Annotated in this window: 10 protein-coding genes; 4 read left to right on the top strand and 6 right to left on the bottom strand. The window is 32.9% G+C overall.

Annotated elements, in window-relative coordinates:
- Positions 1-61 precede the first annotated feature (61 nt).
- Positions 62-415 (bottom strand): hypothetical protein, encoded by a 354-nt coding sequence (locus MODO_RS12355; RefSeq protein ID WP_039328886.1) that lies wholly within the window; start codon positions 413-415, stop codon positions 62-64.
- A gap of 640 nt (positions 416-1,055) precedes the next feature.
- Here MODO_RS12355 and MODO_RS12350 point away from each other — a divergent pair.
- The 4 genes from MODO_RS12350 to MODO_RS12335 are packed head-to-tail and all read left to right on the top strand — an operon-like array spanning position 1,056 to position 9,469.
- Positions 1,056-4,076, top strand: a complete 3,021-nt coding sequence (locus MODO_RS12350) for a SusC/RagA family TonB-linked outer membrane protein (RefSeq protein WP_039328884.1) — start codon at positions 1,056-1,058, stop codon at positions 4,074-4,076.
- On the top strand, positions 4,076-5,443 hold the full coding sequence (locus MODO_RS12345; protein WP_006257226.1) for a RagB/SusD family nutrient uptake outer membrane protein: 1,368 nt from the start codon (positions 4,076-4,078) through the stop codon (positions 5,441-5,443). The genes MODO_RS12350 and MODO_RS12345 overlap by 1 nt, the downstream gene beginning before the upstream one ends.
- Positions 5,444-5,453: 10 nt before the next feature.
- Positions 5,454-6,659, top strand: coding sequence for a DUF4929/DUF8472 family protein (locus MODO_RS12340; protein WP_006257227.1), 1,206 nt, complete (start codon positions 5,454-5,456; stop codon positions 6,657-6,659).
- Positions 6,659-9,469: a M16 family metallopeptidase gene (locus MODO_RS12335; protein WP_006257228.1), complete on the top strand. Its 2,811-nt coding sequence runs from the start codon at positions 6,659-6,661 to the stop codon at positions 9,467-9,469. Before MODO_RS12340 ends, MODO_RS12335 begins: the two co-directional genes overlap by 1 nt.
- An 84-nt stretch (positions 9,470-9,553) precedes the next feature.
- Here the strand turns inward: MODO_RS12335 and MODO_RS12330 are convergent, their stop codons facing one another.
- From MODO_RS12330 to MODO_RS12310, 5 genes are all read right to left on the bottom strand, one after another.
- Positions 9,554-11,521: a DUF3858 domain-containing protein gene (locus MODO_RS12330; RefSeq protein WP_006257229.1), complete on the bottom strand. Its 1,968-nt coding sequence runs from the start codon at positions 11,519-11,521 to the stop codon at positions 9,554-9,556.
- A 151-nt stretch (positions 11,522-11,672) separates the two neighbouring features.
- On the bottom strand, positions 11,673-13,652 hold the full coding sequence (locus MODO_RS12325; protein ID WP_006257230.1) for a DUF3857 domain-containing protein: 1,980 nt from the start codon (positions 13,650-13,652) through the stop codon (positions 11,673-11,675).
- Between the two features lie 5 nt (positions 13,653-13,657).
- On the bottom strand, positions 13,658-15,556 hold the full coding sequence (locus MODO_RS12320; protein ID WP_006257231.1) for a DUF3858 domain-containing protein: 1,899 nt from the start codon (positions 15,554-15,556) through the stop codon (positions 13,658-13,660).
- An 83-nt stretch (positions 15,557-15,639) separates the two neighbouring features.
- Positions 15,640-16,605 carry a ribosome small subunit-dependent GTPase A gene (gene rsgA / locus MODO_RS12315; RefSeq protein ID WP_006257232.1) on the bottom strand — a complete coding sequence of 322 codons (966 nt, stop codon included), beginning with the start codon at positions 16,603-16,605 and terminating at the stop codon, positions 15,640-15,642.
- Positions 16,606-16,751: 146 nt separating this feature from the next.
- Complete coding sequence (locus MODO_RS12310) at positions 16,752-17,831, bottom strand: chorismate mutase (RefSeq protein ID WP_006257233.1); 1,080 nt, start codon at positions 17,829-17,831, stop codon at positions 16,752-16,754.
- Between the last annotated feature and the right edge of the window lies 1 nt (position 17,832).

The raw sequence follows: 17,832 nt of genomic DNA, 5'->3' as shown, positions 1-17,832 counted from the left end.
GGGTAACATAGTTTGGGTGACACACAAAATATTGTGTCTCTACTTTAAACGCATTCAGATATTATAAAACCTCTGCTCCTATTAAAAAACCTTTAAAAGCGTCTTTATACTGGTACTCTGCAAAGCACCTTACACAGATAACGCCTAATGACTTATAAAGACGATCTAAAGAAGTTAAATCTTCGTCTTTACTAATCTCATATCTATCTGCTAATTTTAATCTATCCTTTGTCTCTAGATTTAAGACATAACTAAATTCTAGTTTATCCTCTATATCGATATGCATCACTACTTTTATCTTGCACAGACTTGTAGATAGCACCTCTTCTCCTAATTGTATTTTATCTACTAAGTCTTGCCCCATACAAGATAGGATACCACTTAATCCATGTTTAGAGCAACTAATCATTCCCATATATTCTAATTTTAAACATAACACACTACCTAAACACAATAGATAGCTTCAAATCAAAAAGAGCAAAAATAAAACAAATAAAACTTTATTTTAACAAAATAAAAAACACATTGTTTACGAAATTAACAATTCAAACTCATGTATCTTTCTACTGAATTCGTGTTGCTTTCGTTCTACCTAAGTCCGTAGTGAGTCCGTTATGAGTCCGTAGTGAGTCCGTTTTTTGGGCTAAAATAACGGACTCACTATATACTCAAATAGTTTCTATCATTCACATATACCTAACATACCACTACAAACCTTCGAGCTACTCAAGAGCTGTATTCTAAATAATCACATCCTATTTAGACATCATTCTAACCTTAAGAATTTCTACATTATAAGAAATAATTCTAAATAACAAACAACACATAAAAAGCAATAAACCTAATCTCAAAAAGAAAACAAACACCTAATAAACAGTAAAATAAGTAAACAAAAAACCTATAGTATAACTAAGCTTACCTTGTAAAAAACTCGCTTATTGTAGCTTTTTAATACATAACTAATCTAAATAAAGTCATTATTCATTTTGAAAAGTAAAAAAACTCTTTACTTTTGCACTTTAATTTAGAATTAGTCTTAATTATAACACACCATTATGCTACTTACTCCACTACGAACTATTACTACTCTCGTAATCAGTTTATTTTGTGCAATTGGAGTCTATGCACAAGAGCCTGTATTCACAGGTAAGATTTTAGATCTAGAAACTAAAAAAGGATTAGATACAGCTATAATCACTGTACTAGCCTCAGGAGATACCTTTTTCACTAATGAAAAAGGAGAGTTCCAAATTCCTGAGCTCTATCACTCTTCTGTTATCATCAGCCATGAAGGCTATGAAAACCTAGAAATAAAATTAAAAAAGGGAAATCAAACAATCTATCTACTACCCACTACAAAACAATTAGATGAACTGATCATCCGAAAATCGACTAATATCAATGATATCGACATTCGTAATAGTACAGGTTCTGTAATCACAGTAGACATGACACAACTGAGTCAACGCTCAGAGTTGAATATAGCTAAGTTATTAGAAGGACAAGTAGCAGGTCTTACTGTTACTTACTCTGGAGAATTGGGCAAAAAACCAGAGATAAGATTACGAGGTAATTCTTCTTTTAACTATCAAGGAAATGCCAATGAACCACTGTTTATAATGGACGGAATTGTGATTTCGACAGAGACTTTTATGACTCTTAATCCTAATGACTTCTCCACTATTAAGGTATTAAAAGATGCCCCTGCTACCGCTCTATATGGTATTAAGGCTGCTAATGGAGTTATCGAATTAACCTCTAAAAGGGGATTTGATGGTAAACCGATTATTAGCTATGCTATGAAACAAGGAGTAACAATGAGAGGGGAAAGAACAGCTAATATGATGAAGACTGATGAAAAATTAGCATTCGAACGCAGAATGCAAAATCCTGCTACTCCTGGATATCTATACTCATCAGAATATATCAATAGTACATATCAGAACAGTCCTCTTCTAAGTCAGAAACTACAAGAAGGAGAACACAAATTAGACTCCTTAAGAAGAATTAATACAGATTGGTTTAAAGAATTAGTAAAGCCTAATTATTTCCAATCTCATAACCTTAGTGTAAGAGGTGGTACCGAAAAAAACTCTTATTTCTACTCGCTGAATTACAGTAAACAAGGTGGTCGTATACCTGGTAATGATATCAATCAAATAACCGCACGTGCTAATTTAGATTATATATTAGCTCCTAATCTAACCTTATCTCTTAACAATAGTTTTGGGCTTTCGACTACCAATACTGAAAATGGAATGGATAATGATCCTACTTCATTAGCCTTTATGCTTAATCCTTATGAAACAAAGCATTCGACAAGACTAACGAGTTATTCAGATCGCTCTTATGCTGACTTAATCAATCAATACAAACAAAAACAGACTAGTAAAAGATTTAGCAGTTCCATGGTAATGCAATGGGATATATTGCCCGAATTAAACATAGCAGGGGTAATAGGTGCAGACTATTCATTAAGCGAAACTTATAAAAGAATCCTTAGTACTGCCTATAGTCAAAAGCAAAAGCCTAACAATGCCAAAGGCTTTATATCTGACTCTGATAGCAAGAACTTCGATTTTACATATAATCTACGTGCTAATTACCAAAAACAATTAGGCGACCATGATATTTTCTTAGGAGTAAATATGGATTACTATACTACGAATACAAAAGTTATTGGGGGTGAAGGTCATGGAATAGATGATGAAATCAGTAGTCTATCGGGTATCAACAACTCTTTAACAGGTGATTATGCTCCTAAAAACTCAGGAAGCAAAATAAAGAATACACAACTTGGTTTTGGAACTGCGTTGGGATATACTTATAAAGGAACTTATGATGTATATGGAAGTTTCAAAAGAGATGGTTCTTCCCTTTTACCTTCAAGTAAACGATGGAATGATGCATGGTCTACAGGAATAGGATGGTCTCCTATTCACTATGATTTTTTCAAGAATCAAAATATACTAACTGATTTGAAATTTAAAGCCTCATTAGGATATACAGCAAGTATGACAGGAATCTCAATAAGAGATATAGAGTCTACTTTTAGCAATCCTAATACATTCTATGGAGACTATAGATTATTAGTGCTACAAGGAATACCTAATAAAGATTTAAAACCTCAACAAACTCACTCTATAAACTACTCCGTAGATTTCGGCTTCTTTGAAAGACTAAGTCTATTAGTTAACTTCTATCAAAACACAACAAAAGATGCTATACTATCTATGCCTATAGCCATGAGTAATGGGTTTAATACATTTACTAAAAATATAGGAGAACTAGAAAATAGAGGGATAGAATTTATGTTAAGTGGAGATGCTATCAGGCTAAAAGATTTTAGATGGAATACTTCTCTTTCCTTATCCTATAACGCCAATAAGGTAAAATCACTTTATGGTACAGATAGAATATATCTAACAGAAGAATCTGTAATACCAGAATACGAAGTAGGCAAACCTCTAGGTATCATCTATGGGCTGCAAACTAATGGTATACATCCATTAACAGGAGTACCAGAATACATAGATAATGATGGTCATGTAATAGATCTAAATCAGCCAAAAAATGCAAATCACTTCAGACGTATTGGCTACAGTATAGCTCCTTATAACGGCTTTTTCAACAACTACTTCACTTATAGAAATTGGGCATTAAATATAAATATCAACTATAATTTCGGTGGTAAGAAAATGTATGATCAGTCTTATGTGAGAGACTATAGCAAATCTCATTTAAATGCCATAGAGGGACAGTTACAAGATAGCTGGTTTGAAGTAGGAGATGAAGATAAGGTTTATCCTATCAAAAAACTACCAAGCAATGCAGAAGATTATTCTCAAAGCTTTGCTAATAATAGAACAATATATAAAACAGACTTTATCAAGCTAAATTACATACAACTTAGTTACAACTTAGGCAATAATAACTTTATCAATAAGTATTTTAAATCCCTACAGCTAAGTGTACAAGCAGATAATATCTACACATACCGTTTTCAGACAGATAGAGGTTCTCTAAATGATGTATTACAGCCAATATTAACTTTCTCTCTTAATGCTACTTTCTAATGATTAAAAAAATATTCTACTTATTTGTATTTAGTTCTCTATGGGGATGCAGTCTAGAAAATAAATCTGAGAACGAAATTTCTGGAAATGATATTATCAATTCACCTATCAAAGCTTATGGAGTACTATCACAGGCATATAAAGCTACACCTATACAACCTAAAGATTATACTTTATATACAGAAGATCTACAGCCATCCTATCTAATTAATTATCTAAAAGGAAGTAGCCTCACTTATAAATGGGATGAAACAACCTTATCGATTAATAGTAGTTCGATATGGAATAATCACTATGATGCCATCGTCCACCTAAACGTACTATTAGAATCAGATCACAACTTCAATAGTCAGGACCCTGTTTGGCAGTACATTAAAGGTTCTGCTTTAGTCTTAAAAGCTTATAATTACTTCGATTTATTACAACTATTCTCTGAACGTTATAACCCTACAGCTTTAGGTATTATCGCTAAAGATAAATTAATCGTAGAAGAAAAAGCTAGACTAACTCAAGAAGAGTCTCTTAAACTAATCAAAACATACTTATCTGAAGGTCTAGATTTAATACAGCAATCTGGTAAACATCAAAACTACTTTATCAAAGAGAAAGGGATCAGGATACTACAGGCAAGGGTCGCTATGTATGAGAAAGAGTATGCAAAAGCAGAAGCTATTGCACAAAAACTTGTAAATGATGGAGCTAAACTTCCAACCTCAACAGAGGATTATCGCAATATTTGGGCTTCAGATAATACTAATATCTACTGGTTATACAACAACCTAGATAATCCTAATCACTACTTATATTACGAAGATAACCAAGGGGATCTACTTTACATCAATGAAGATTATAATTTTGACTTGGACGATATTAGATATACCATATCTCAATATAAACACAGTATGAAAGCGACTGCTGAGGACAAAATAGAGCGTTCTCTTCTAGGTAAATACAAAAGGTCACAACTAGATAAAGACCCTAGAGATGTGGTGATGATACGCAGTACAGAGGCATATTTCATCTTAGCAGAGAGTCTTTTAGAACAAAATAAATTAGCACAAGCAAAAGAAGTTCTCAATACATTCTTATCTGCTATTAATCAGCCTAACATAGAAGATACGCCTAGTCAACAAGAACTACGTCATAAACTTCACTTCGAAAAACAAAAAGAGTTCATTGGAGAAAAGAACAACTTCTTTGATCTAAAACGATGGAATACACCCATAGAACGAAAAAAAGAAGATAGCAATACTATCATTATCAAGATAGAACCTAATGACTATCGCTGGACATGGCCAATACCCATGAATGAATTGAGATATAATAACAATGCTCAACAAAACAAAGGCTGGCCTTCATTCAAATAAACAAAGTAAGATGAAAACAAGTTTTAAACATATAGTAAAGTCATTCACTATACTACTCCTAACTACACTATCTTTAAGTAGCTGTAGTAAAGATGATGGGGTTACTAAAGAATACTTAGGTGAAAATAAAGTTCATCTATCTACCCAAAACACGGTGCTAAAAAACAATGGGGAAGATGAGATCTCCATAGAAGTATTACTAGTTAAAAAAACACATCAGACCATCACTTTAACTTTTGGTCTGGAAGATAATCAAGAGCAAGGCAAAGATATTTTAGAATTAAAGAATCAAACTATCACCTTTGCTCCAGGTGAGAAGAAAGCAGTAATTACACTTAAAAGTAAAACAGCTCGTACTATCACTGAAGCAAAAAGAATAAAACTAAATTTAGTAGAAAACAATACAACTATTCCTTTAGAAAAACCTCTTGTTTTTACAGTATTACCCTTGAGTGTTATAGATGAGCTAACGAAAGAACAGATTGCTTTATTAGACGGTTATAAAGAAAAAGGATTGGATTTATACCCTCTACTAGGAGAAATAAATGTCACTACAGAGGTTAAATATCCTGGAGGGGGCGTACAAGAAGTATTTAACCTACCTTATACTACTATTCTAACAGGTAAGACGATAATAACACTAAGCGAATTAGCCACAACAGATAAACCTGTTCTTAAAATGACCTCTAATGCTATGGGACTGGAGGCTTATTTCTACAAAATGTTTAGAGACTTAACTATTGATGATTTAGAGTTTTGGAATAACCCTGGACCTGATGCTCCTCCACAAAACAAAGAAGTAATGAAATCTGTAGGATTAACACGTACTTCTACAGAGTCATTTGAGGTGACACTTAACCATATCGCCATAGATATTAATACTAAAGAAGTATCTTTTATATCAACACTAAAGAACTTATATAATGATGAATATCTAGCTGTACCTTTTGAGTTTAAATATTCTGCTTGGGATAGGTTTAAAAAACTACTAGATGCAGGAGATTTAATGGCTACTGAAAACTATGAAATGGGAGGTTCTATTAACCCTGCACATCATATCAATGTAGATCAAATAATAGAAGACGATTATGACAATTATACTTGGAAAGAATCAAAAGCTAAACTGACAGATAGTAAGTTTACTTTTGAGTTTATATTCATTCATAACAATGCTGATGGATATATCCAAGTTAAAACAGAATACAAATTAAAATAATGAAACGTACTCAAATACTATATTTCTTTGCTTTAGTACTTTGCCCTCTGCTTGTAGTAGGGCAAGGTACTTTTTCTCCATTGCCTAAAGCAGAAAAAGCAATTTATGGAACATTAGACAATGGGCTAAACTATATCATCCATCCTATACCTCAACAGAAGACAGAATATCGTCTAGTCTTAAATGTAGGATCACTACAAGAACGCGATGATGAGAAAGGATTTGCTCATTTCTTAGAACACATGATCTTTAATGGTAGTGATGACTTCCCAGGTAGACAAGCTATTGATACATTACAGCGTTTAGGCTATCAGTTTGGGAGAGATATCAATGCTTATACTACTTATGAGCGCACCGTATATGATCTGTCTCTCTTAGATATCAAACAACAGGATTTAGCAATAAATATACTAGCTAACTTCTTAGGGAAGTCACATCTCCATAATGAGGGAATAGAAAAAGAACGAAGAATCGTTATCCAAGAGATTAAAGACTTTGGTACAGAGCCTTTATTTAACCGCAAAAAACTAGAAGGTACTCCTCACTTAGATAGATTGCCTATCGCTACTGAAAAAGAGATTCTAAATCTAGATCCTGTAAAGCTTAGAGCATTCTATAAACGATGGTATAATCCTGCTCTAGCTACTATAATCATCGTAGGTAAGGTGAATACTAAAGATGCTATAGAGCAAATAAACAAATACTTCAGTTCTTTTAAAGGGCAGTCGAATCTAGATAGAAAACAAAGCGAAAACACTTTTAGCCCTGTCTATACTAACTTATTAGAAAAGCAGAGCAATGCGACTATAAATTCTAATAAATTAGAAATAGTTCGCTTTACAGAAGCGCCTTTCTTAGCTTCTAAAGAAGATTACAGACAACAACTTATAGAACAAATCTATAAACAATGGATCAATAAGAAACTGTCTATGAGCAAAAGCACTGCTACTGCTCACAGTCTATGGTATCTACCTAATAAAAATGAAAATGCCATAGAAATACAGGCTAAGACAGTAGAAGAATTACAGAACCGCATAAGTTTAGTAGCTAGTACAGTAAACACAATGTCTGTAAAAGGTATTCACAAAAAAGAGCTTGAACATTATAAGCAACATCTACTGAACCATTCTGTTCCTTCTGAAGACGAAGACATTGCTTATATCACCAATGCTTATGTTGATCAGGTCGTAGTGAATAGCCACTACTTATCTTCGATAGATAGACATGCTTTACTAACTGAATTACTTCCTACTATCACCACAAAGGATATAGAAAGCAAACACAGTAACACATGGTCTACTGATCAAGAGAACCTATATCTACTTACATATAATGATAGTTTGTTCTCCATAGACTCTGCTGATGAACTAAACAAGTATTGGAATGAAGGAAGTACAAAAACATTAGTATTCAAATCTACTAAACAAAAGAAGACGCACGAAAGACCACGTGGTTCTTTCCACTGGAGAACAATGCCTCCTATACAAAAAGCAACAACTGATATAGCTGTAAAAGAACAGCTATATGCGGATATCAACCTTACAGAACTAACATTAGCGAATGGGCTACGCATAGGTATTAAACCAACAAAGGCAACAGATGATAATTATATCATGACTTTGTTCACAAGAAATGGGCTAAATCAAATACCTACATCTGAACAAAAATATTATCAAGATGCTGGATATTTTATAGACTCTTCTTGGATACACGGCTTTACTAATGACGGATATATGCAAGCGGGATCTGATAGAGAGATATCTACACTCGTGAGTATAAATAAGGATGCTAGCATTATCAATACTTCTTCGCGAAAAGGAAATAGCAAAGACCTTTTTGAATGGACGTATAGAAAGTTATATGACTATATCACACCTCAACAGGATTTTAAAGAATATATAGAGGAAAGTGTCTCTTCTATAGATACAACTACTAAGTCTTCTTCTTTATTAGATAATCCTGCTATCAAAATAGGACATCAAATAGAAGAATATAAAAAAGAAGGTAGTTTATTCTCTGAAGAGCTCACAACGATAGAAGACTGGAAGAAAGTTAATCTAGATAGTTTCTTTACTTTATACAATCAATCATTTGCTAATCTAGAAGAAGTGTATGTACTTATCGCAGGGAATTTTGATACAGATGATATCAAGAAGAAGGCGATCGCTTACTTCGGTGCTTTAAATAATACTCCAAAGCAAGTAGATAAAAACGGTGCTAATTCATCTAAGGCATTCGTAAAAGAAGAAATAACACGAGCTACACTAACGAGTAGTGATATCGAAAGACCTGATGTCACAATAGTATTCAATGGAACAATTAAACCTACTCTAAAAGAGAGCATGATGGCTCATATCGTGAGAGAGATGTTTAACAACCAGTTCTTAACACTATCGAGAGAAAAAGAAGGATTAGTATATTCTCCTTATTCCGCTCTAGACGTAGAAGTTTACCCTGAGCCTAGAACTTCTGTTAGTTTATTCTTCTCTACCTCTTTAGATGATATAGATAAATTAGAGACCTTAGCTAAAGAAGTTATTCATTCACTTCAAACACAAAGTATTTCTAAAACAGAACTAGAACAAATGAAATTGACCATTCTAAATAATAAACGCTTACATCTAACAGATACGAGTACATTCCAATGGGTAGAAAAACTTAGAGAAACTCTATTAAACTTTGGTTCTCTTGAAGACTTTAATAATTATGATGCAATACTAAATAGCATCACTCCTGAAGACATTAAAGAGATTTCAAAATCTATATTTAACACCTCTACTTACGGAGTATTTATACTCACTCCTCAGTAAAATAACAAGTGGTTATTGCTCCACTTTATTTTCTCTTTACTAATAATAATTGAATAAGGCTACCTGAATCAGGTAGCCTTATTTTTATTTCTTCTCTAAGGTAACTTGTGCTTTTAACTGTTCTAATAATTGAGTATACACATTTCTCACGCTGTCATAGTCTTTTGAATCAATCACTCCTTTAGCTTTAATAAAAATCAAACTACACAGTACTTGATTGTCTTTTACCTCAAACTTAGTTTGTACTTCTAGACCTGTCTGCTCACTTTTTAAAGTAAAGTTTTGAGGTAGAGTACTTACTTTATACCCTTCTGGAATCACTATGCCCATTAGATAATTGTCTAACTCTGGATACCCTATGTAAATAGGATTGTTTCTATATTCGTTTTTAAATGGATTAGAATACAATGGGTAGAACTGAAATGGATTAATAATATACTTATCATTAAGAAACAATACACCATTCTGCTTACTGAACGAGAATACTGCTCTTACATCCTTCTCATTATTATCACCATTATACACACGTGTACTACTTACATTCATCCCTACGTACTGACTCTCGTACCACTTCCCAAATCTCCATTCACTACCATCATACATATTTCTAAACTCTAGAGCACGATAGTTTTTATAGTTCTCTATAATCTGACCTGAAATACTTCCATTCAAATTAGGAGTGATCTGATACTTCACTTCTTTACTAGAAATGAACTGAGGCATTAGATTCACTTTAATAATAGCCCCAGTGTCGTATAGTATAGTACCTGTACCATTTAAATCATCTAATGATAAGATATTAAGAGTCGTATACTTATTCGTAGCATCTACTAAATAAATACTATTATCAGCTTCTATAGCAGTAATAATATGGTTATAATAGTTGCGTTGCCAAGCGGTTTTCACACCATTACTTCTAGTACTCAATAATACTGGATTAGCTTTTATACCAACATATCTTAGCATGGCTGTCAATAGTAAGTTCACATCAGCACTATTTCCAGTCCCTTTATAGAAAGTAGTTTTGATACCATTCTGTGTGAAAAGTCCATATTCTTGATTCCATGTTACTCGACTCTGTACTACATTTAATAGTTTTGAAATCTGAGCTTCTATACTTAGTCCCTTATATTCTTCTAGGTTAATTTCTTTTTTAAGAAACTTATCTTGTTTTAATTCTTTACCAAACCCTCTATTTTTAAGTAAGTCAGCATAAAACTCTTTCTCCGTTTGCATTACTTTTTCCGCAGAATTACCTGGGAACTGTACTTGTTGTAAATCAAAGCGCACTGTTGAAATATAGTTCGCAGGATTATCTAGATAAGGCTCTACAATAAAAGAAGGTACTAATTGTGCTTTATACGTTTTTTCTATAGCATTGATTTCAGACTTAATCATAAAGCCATTCACCCCACGAAAAGAGACTCTTCTATTATACTCTTGTTCTGTTAGTTTTATATCTCCTTTTTTTATGATGCTATATAAAAAGTACTCTGGTACTACTACTTTATAACTGGCGCTTTCTTTAGGCATATCACTCTGTATATACCACTCTGGTAACTCATCTATATAGTTTGTAGATTTAATATACGAATACTCTATAATATCTCCTGCTTTCGCATCATTATAACTCACTCCCTTCTCTCTCCAATTACCTTTATCTTCATCAATTAGATTTTGTTTTGGAGATTTCTGTTTTACCACTTGACCATCTACCAATCGATATATATTAGATACATTAATAGTCATATCCTCTCTTGCGTATCCTTTAGGTGCATAAGGAACCACGAACTTCAACTTTTCCTTAGCTACCTCATCATATAATTTGATTTTACGTGATACAGTCTCATTCACTCTAAAACCATATTCATCAGAATATTCAAAATCTACTCTAACTTCTTCTTGTAGTATGACCGCTTTATCCTTAACGAAAGAGGTATTACTTAGCTCTGCTAATTCAGCTGGCTTTACTTTTCCTAAGAAATCTTGTCCATAAGAAGGTGTCTGTAGACAACATATTAATACAAATAAAAAACAGGCTATTTTATTCATTATCTTATTTTTTGTGGTAGTAATTATAAAGTCAAAATTTACCACAATTATACAACATAGCAAGAGGACTTACACCAAAAAGATTCTTAATTAATCAGACTACTACTTTAAATACATAAAAAAAACCAAGACTACTCGTCTTGGTTTTAATTTACTTCTTTTTAAATATTATTTGGTCTTCTAACTTTTCAAACATCTTTGTGTAGAATGTTTGCACTTTAGAATAGTTCTTTGCTTCTATAAAACTTCCTCTTGTAAATTGTATAATGAAAGTAACGTTATTGTTTTCTTTCTGTATTTTATAATCTAACCCCAACTCTATTTCATCATCTTTTAAATCTAATGCTTCTGGTAAATATTCTATCTCATATCCTTGTGGTATAATTACTGAGAATTTATAGATATAAATTAAAGGATAAATAAAATTAATAGGAAGTTTTCTCTCTTTTGCAGTAAAAGGATTCGTTCTATAATTATAAAATATGCTCGGCTTGACATATAGCTCATTTCCTATTACTGTACATCCATCTTTCTTAGACATACCAAATCTTACAGATAAGGGCATTAATGAATTCTCTTTCTCTTGTACATTTATATTTCCCACCTCAACATTGTCAAAACTTTCTTCAAAAATCTTAGTTATCGCATCATCACCTTTACCTTCCATATCTTTTCGAAGCCATAATGCAGAATAATCTCTATATTGCTCTGTTCCTCTTCCTATAGTTACTCCATTTTCATTAATACTTAATGTATAATTCTCCGAAGTAACAGAATAAAAATTAGGTATCATATCGATTTCCTTAAATTTATCCTTGTCCTGTATCATTAGTCCCTTCCAATTTAGATTATTTACTCTAATCACATTTAAGCTACCGTACTTCTCTGTAGCATCTAATAGAATAACCTGTCCATCTAACATGGCTCCTACAATCACTCTGTTATAAGAAGTTTTCTGTAGTGATATACTAATACCATTCTCTATAGAACTAACTAAGATAGGATATGCTTCTATCCCTACGTAACGCAACATCGTAAGTAGAGTAAAGTTAACATCAGCATAGTTACCCGTCTTTTGTTCTAAAGCTTTCTTTAAATCTTCTGAATAATAACCATTCTTCTTATTCCATGAGATTATGTCTTTAGTTTTTGCTAATACTTTCTCTATTTTCGCTTTATTATCTAGATTCTTATACTCTTCTAAGTTGATTAATTTACTCAGTGGTTTATCCATCTTAAACTGCCCTGAAAAAGAAGAATTCTCATAGATAGACTTCACTAAATCACCTTCATTAAGCGATATATTCTTCGGTTTCTCGTTAGGAAAACGAATAATTGACAAATCGTGTTTAAGACTAGATCGATAATTGTCTATATTAGATACAAAAGGTTCCTCTTTTAATGAACTTACGTTGCTTGTACTATAAATACCTGTAGATTCTGTATACTCAAAATATGGTGCTTGTGGTCCTCTATCATTAGAAAGATAAAGTCTCTTCTTCTCCGATGTTTTCTTTGAATCGATTTTAGCTTCACCCATTATTCTAGAAGTATAAATAAAATATTCAGGTATCTTAATCTCATATACAGTACTATGAATAGGGATACTTCTCTGAAAATCCCATGAGGGAATGTAACTAAAATAGTCACTAGTCACAGTATAACTATACTCTACTATAGAGCCTTCACGTACGTCTGGTACAACGACTTTCTTTGTTTTCCAATTCTCGTCTTGTTTTTCGTCAAAGATAGCGCTTGACTTTATCTTAGTTCGTTGTACTTTTCCATCAACCAAGTTATAAGTATATACATCGTTTATACGCACAGACTCAAGCACTTTATTCCCAATATAATAAGAAACTTGAAAATCTGCCAAAGACAGTCCTTCTTTCTTATATATCTTAAGTTTACGACTTACTTCTCTAACCAACTTAAATCCAACATTAGGAATATAATCAAAATATACACGTCCATACTCATTAAGAACAGCAGCTTCAGCCTCTGGATCAATTTTATCTACTGTCTCTTGTAATTCTTCAACAGTGACTTTTCCTAAAAAGTTCTGCGCCTGTGTAGTATATGTACACACACAAATTAAACAACTGATGGTAAACTGTAATACTTTTCTCATAACCCTTATTGGTTTAATTTCAACACTATTTTTGCTTGGTCATTTTTTTGAATCTCTTCTTTATACTTGCGATATAAATCATAATCTTCTACAGTAAATAATCCTTCATTTGCACTGCTTAAACGAGTGTAATATATCTTCTGGTCTCGCACCTGATAAGTCACTTTATAGTCACCATACTTAGTATTTAGATTGACATTTTCGGGAAGATTGTCCACTACATATCCTTCAGGAATCTCTAGTTCTACTACATCCTCATCCTTCCAAGAAGAACTGATATACAATGGTTGTTTTCTATTCTTACTATTACTTAAATTACTATTACTTACATTCCATCCGTTAATAGAAAACACTAATCTATTTCCTAATTTAGTTGCATACTTAGCACCTGTAAAGGAGAACTTCTCATCAAACGATGTTGTATTATTATCAATACTTAGATTAATCTCCTTAAACTCATTAATATTAAAAGAAGAGAATCTTTGCTTATAATACTTTTCCCTATCTCTGGAATTGGCATAATACATCTCTACTCTATTATCAAACTGCCCTCCTTTAGATGTAATATCTAAAGCAACTTCTATATCTCCATTAACTTTAAGAGAATAAATTCCTTTACTGATCTGTGTGCTTTCGTCTCTAGTATACGCCTTAGTTTTCACGATTTCACTATCGTTCTCCTTCACTACTAATACCTGACGATCATCTGTGAAGCCAGCTATATACCCAAAAGGCAGTTGATTATTAGTACACTCCACCCATTGATAACCGCCTTGCTTAAGAGGAATAGCTATAATCATATGATTGCCTTGAAGGCAAACTGACTCTTCTCTTATATCTATTGAACTAGATGAACCATAGACCACCACTGGATAACTCTCTATTCCTACTACTTTTAATAAGGCACGATAATAGTTACTAAGCCCTTTACAGTCTCCATAATTTAATCTCTTAACATCATTAGCTAACATAGGTTTCCAACCTCCTACTCCTAACTGTACACTGATATAACGTGTATGGCTCTGCATATATTCATAAAGTACCTTAGCTTTAGCCATATCATCTGTGAAATTTGCTGTCAGTTCATTTACCTTCTTAATTGTCTCCGGAGTTAAAGCTTCTGTTCCTTTAATAAAATTGTGATAATACCAATTACCCAATTGTTCCCAATTAGTAAACTCTCCTTTTATTCCCTCTAGTGAGACCTGTCCTAAAGTAACAACTACACTTGGCAAAAGCTTATTAGAACTTGGCATATTACTCTCACTTGTCACTGCCTTAAAATCTTTGAGAGTATAGGTAACTTTATTTCCTTGATCAACTTTAGTAATCTTCGTAAAGTCAGGATTGTATAGCAAGGGAGTACTGACAATACCACTACTGTTCTCTATAGAAAAAGTAGAAAGTAAAATCGACTCAGAAAAATATTGTATAGGTTGCCACTTTGGCAAAAAAGCAGTGTTACGAGATTCTATTTCACTCTCATATATAAATATTACAGGATACTGAACTGGTCTAAACTCAAAAGTAAGAACCCTTATATCAGTAATAGCCATTCCTTGACTAAGTGAATAGTCTTTAAAATCTTTTTGTTTGAATACTTTAACTATTTTACCTTGAGCATCTAGTTGAGTAACTTGAATCTGTTTTATCTTATTACTTCTTCCATAAATCTCACTAAAATCAAGGCTACTAAGACCTTTCTCAGAGAAAACAGTTACGACCTTCCTTGTCTTGATTGTATATTTATCAATAGAAAAAATTTGTAAGTCTACAATATTCTCATTTATGACTGTATATGCATTATCTATAAAATCTTGCTCTATCTTAGATACATTGTAGTTATCTTGTGATAAAGCAGAAAAGTATATGAATAAAAATAGCAATAGATACTTAGTTTTCATTCTCTTTTAGTTATTAAATTATACCACGCAATATACGTTAAAAAAAACTTAATAAAATACAAAATAAAAACAAAAAACCAAGACTATTCGTCTTGGTTCTTTCCATCTTTATATATATCTGTTCGATAATGTTCTTCTTCTCCGTCTAGAATCTGAATATAAGTCTTATACCTAGACCAAGCTAATTCATCTCTATCCAATGCGTCCTTTACAGCACAGTATGGCTCCTCTCTATGCAAGCAATTATTAAACTTACACTGATCCTTTAAAGCAAAAAACTCAGGAAAATAGTCACCTACTTCTTGTGGTTCCATATCTACCACACCAAATCCTCTAACACCTGGAGTATCAATAATCTTAGCATCAAATGATAAGTCAAACATCTCTGCGAATGTCGTAGTATGCTGTCCTTGTTGATGTTGTTCTGAGATTTGAGCCGTCTTTAAGTGTAATCCTGGTTCTATAGCATTGATTAAAGTAGACTTCCCTACTCCAGAATGCCCTGTAAATGTAGATACCTTACCTACCATTCTTTCTTTAATAGCATCTATTCCTTTACCTGTGACAGCAGATACTCTTAAACATTCATAACCAATCTGAGAATAAATATACTGCATGTACAACTGCTCATCTAGAGCATCTTCAGAATAAGTATCTATTTTATTAAATACTAATACTGTCTTAATTCCATAAGCCTCAGCAGTCACCAAGAATCTGTCAATAAAACTTGTAGTCGTAACAGGATTATTTATGGTTACAATTAAGAATAGAGTATCAATGTTAGAAGCAAGAATATGTACTTGCTTAGATAAGTTTACAGACTTACGAACGACATAATTCTTACGAGGTTTTATATCATTAATAACCCCCGTAGTAACATCGTTTGTAGTTTCTAGTTCAAAGCGAACATGGTCACCTACAGCAATTGGATTAGTACTTTTAATACCTTTAATCCTAAACTTACCTTTAATTCGACAGTCATAAAATACGCCGTCTTCACCTTTCACTGAGTACCAACTGCCTGTTGATTTGTAAACTATACCATTCATATGGCAAATATACTTCAAAAAATATGTTCCTTAAACAGGATTAAAGACAATTCTTAGTTAACCTGATTCATTACTATACAATACTTTAAACAAAGAAAGGGCCTTTACATCTGTAAAAGCCCTTCTATAATTCACATTACCAACTACTATTTGTTGATAATTTTATCTTGTCTATGAATACTCTCTTGGTGAATAGCAGTATATATAGCAGTGATAAACTCTTCTGTAAATCCGATATGTTTACCTTCTTCTTGCATCTTTTCAAGAATTTTCAACCAACGATCTTGTTGGAATACAGCTACGTTTTTCTCTTTCTTCAATGTTCCGATAGCATCAGAGATAGCCATACGTTTTCTCAATAGATCAAGTAACTTACTATCCATATCATCGATTTGGATACGATGAGCTTGTATTTGTTGTAAGAACTCTTCAGTTTCATCCGTTACGTTTCTCACTTGTAATTTAGAAATAATATCTCCTAGTTGATCAGGTGTTACTTGTTGAGCAGCATCACTCCATGCATTATCAGGATCACAGTGTGTCTCTATCATTAATCCTTCATAGTTAAGATCTAATGCTTGCTGAGATACACCTAATATTTTATCTCTATTACCTGTAATATGTGATGGATCACAGAAAATAGGAATATTAGGTAAATGTAATTTTAGATCAATTGGGATTTGCCACTCAGGGATATTGCGATACTTCGTTTTCTCATAAGTACTAAACCCTCTGTGAATAACTCCTAATTTAGTAATACCTGCTTCTGCAAGTCTCTCTACTCCACCCATCCATAAAGATAAGTCCGGATTCACTGGATTCTTTAACAAAACAACTTTGTCAGTACCTCTAAGTACATCTGCAATTTCTTGAACAGCAAAAGGATTTACGGCAGTACGTGCCCCAATCCATAAGATGTCAATATCGTGCTCTAAGCACAATTGTACGTGTTCTGCGGTTGCAACCTCAGTAGCTAATAACATTCCTGTCTCAGCTTTAACTTGTTGTAACCATTTCAATCCAATGGCACCTACTCCTTCAAATCCACCTGGACGAGTACGAGGTTTCCAAATCCCAGCGCGATAGACTTTAACCTCTTTTGGCAGTGACTTAGCGATTCTCATGACTTGCTCTGGCGTTTCCGCACTACAAGGACCTGCAATTATTGCAGGATTTTGTCCTTGGAATAAAGACAACCAATCCTTGTTAATGTTTAGTTTTTCCATT

Source organism: Myroides odoratimimus, from assembly GCF_001485415.1.
Classification (GTDB): Bacteria; Bacteroidota; Bacteroidia; order Flavobacteriales; family Flavobacteriaceae; genus Flavobacterium; species Flavobacterium odoratimimum.
Note: the sequence above shows the minus strand (reverse complement) of the source record. Positions and strands in the feature narration are given on the sequence as shown.

What these genes read in the sequence shown, in the direction of transcription:
- MODO_RS12310 (WP_006257233.1), bottom strand. Translation starts at nt 17,831, where the DNA reads ATGGAAAAACTAAACATTAACAAGGATTGGTTGTCTTTATTCCAAGGA.
- MODO_RS12345 (WP_006257226.1), top strand. Translation starts at nt 4,076, where the DNA reads ATGATTAAAAAAATATTCTACTTATTTGTATTTAGTTCTCTATGGGGA.
- MODO_RS12340 (WP_006257227.1), top strand. Translation starts at nt 5,454, where the DNA reads ATGAAAACAAGTTTTAAACATATAGTAAAGTCATTCACTATACTACTC.
- MODO_RS12320 (WP_006257231.1), bottom strand. Translation starts at nt 15,556, where the DNA reads ATGAAAACTAAGTATCTATTGCTATTTTTATTCATATACTTTTCTGCT.
- MODO_RS12350 (WP_039328884.1), top strand. Translation starts at nt 1,056, where the DNA reads ATGCTACTTACTCCACTACGAACTATTACTACTCTCGTAATCAGTTTA.
- MODO_RS12335 (WP_006257228.1), top strand. Translation starts at nt 6,659, where the DNA reads ATGAAACGTACTCAAATACTATATTTCTTTGCTTTAGTACTTTGCCCT.
- MODO_RS12355 (WP_039328886.1), bottom strand. Translation starts at nt 415, where the DNA reads ATGGGAATGATTAGTTGCTCTAAACATGGATTAAGTGGTATCCTATCT.
- MODO_RS12330 (WP_006257229.1), bottom strand. Translation starts at nt 11,521, where the DNA reads ATGAATAAAATAGCCTGTTTTTTATTTGTATTAATATGTTGTCTACAG.
- rsgA (WP_006257232.1), bottom strand. Translation starts at nt 16,605, where the DNA reads ATGAATGGTATAGTTTACAAATCAACAGGCAGTTGGTACTCAGTGAAA.
- MODO_RS12325 (WP_006257230.1), bottom strand. Translation starts at nt 13,652, where the DNA reads ATGAGAAAAGTATTACAGTTTACCATCAGTTGTTTAATTTGTGTGTGT.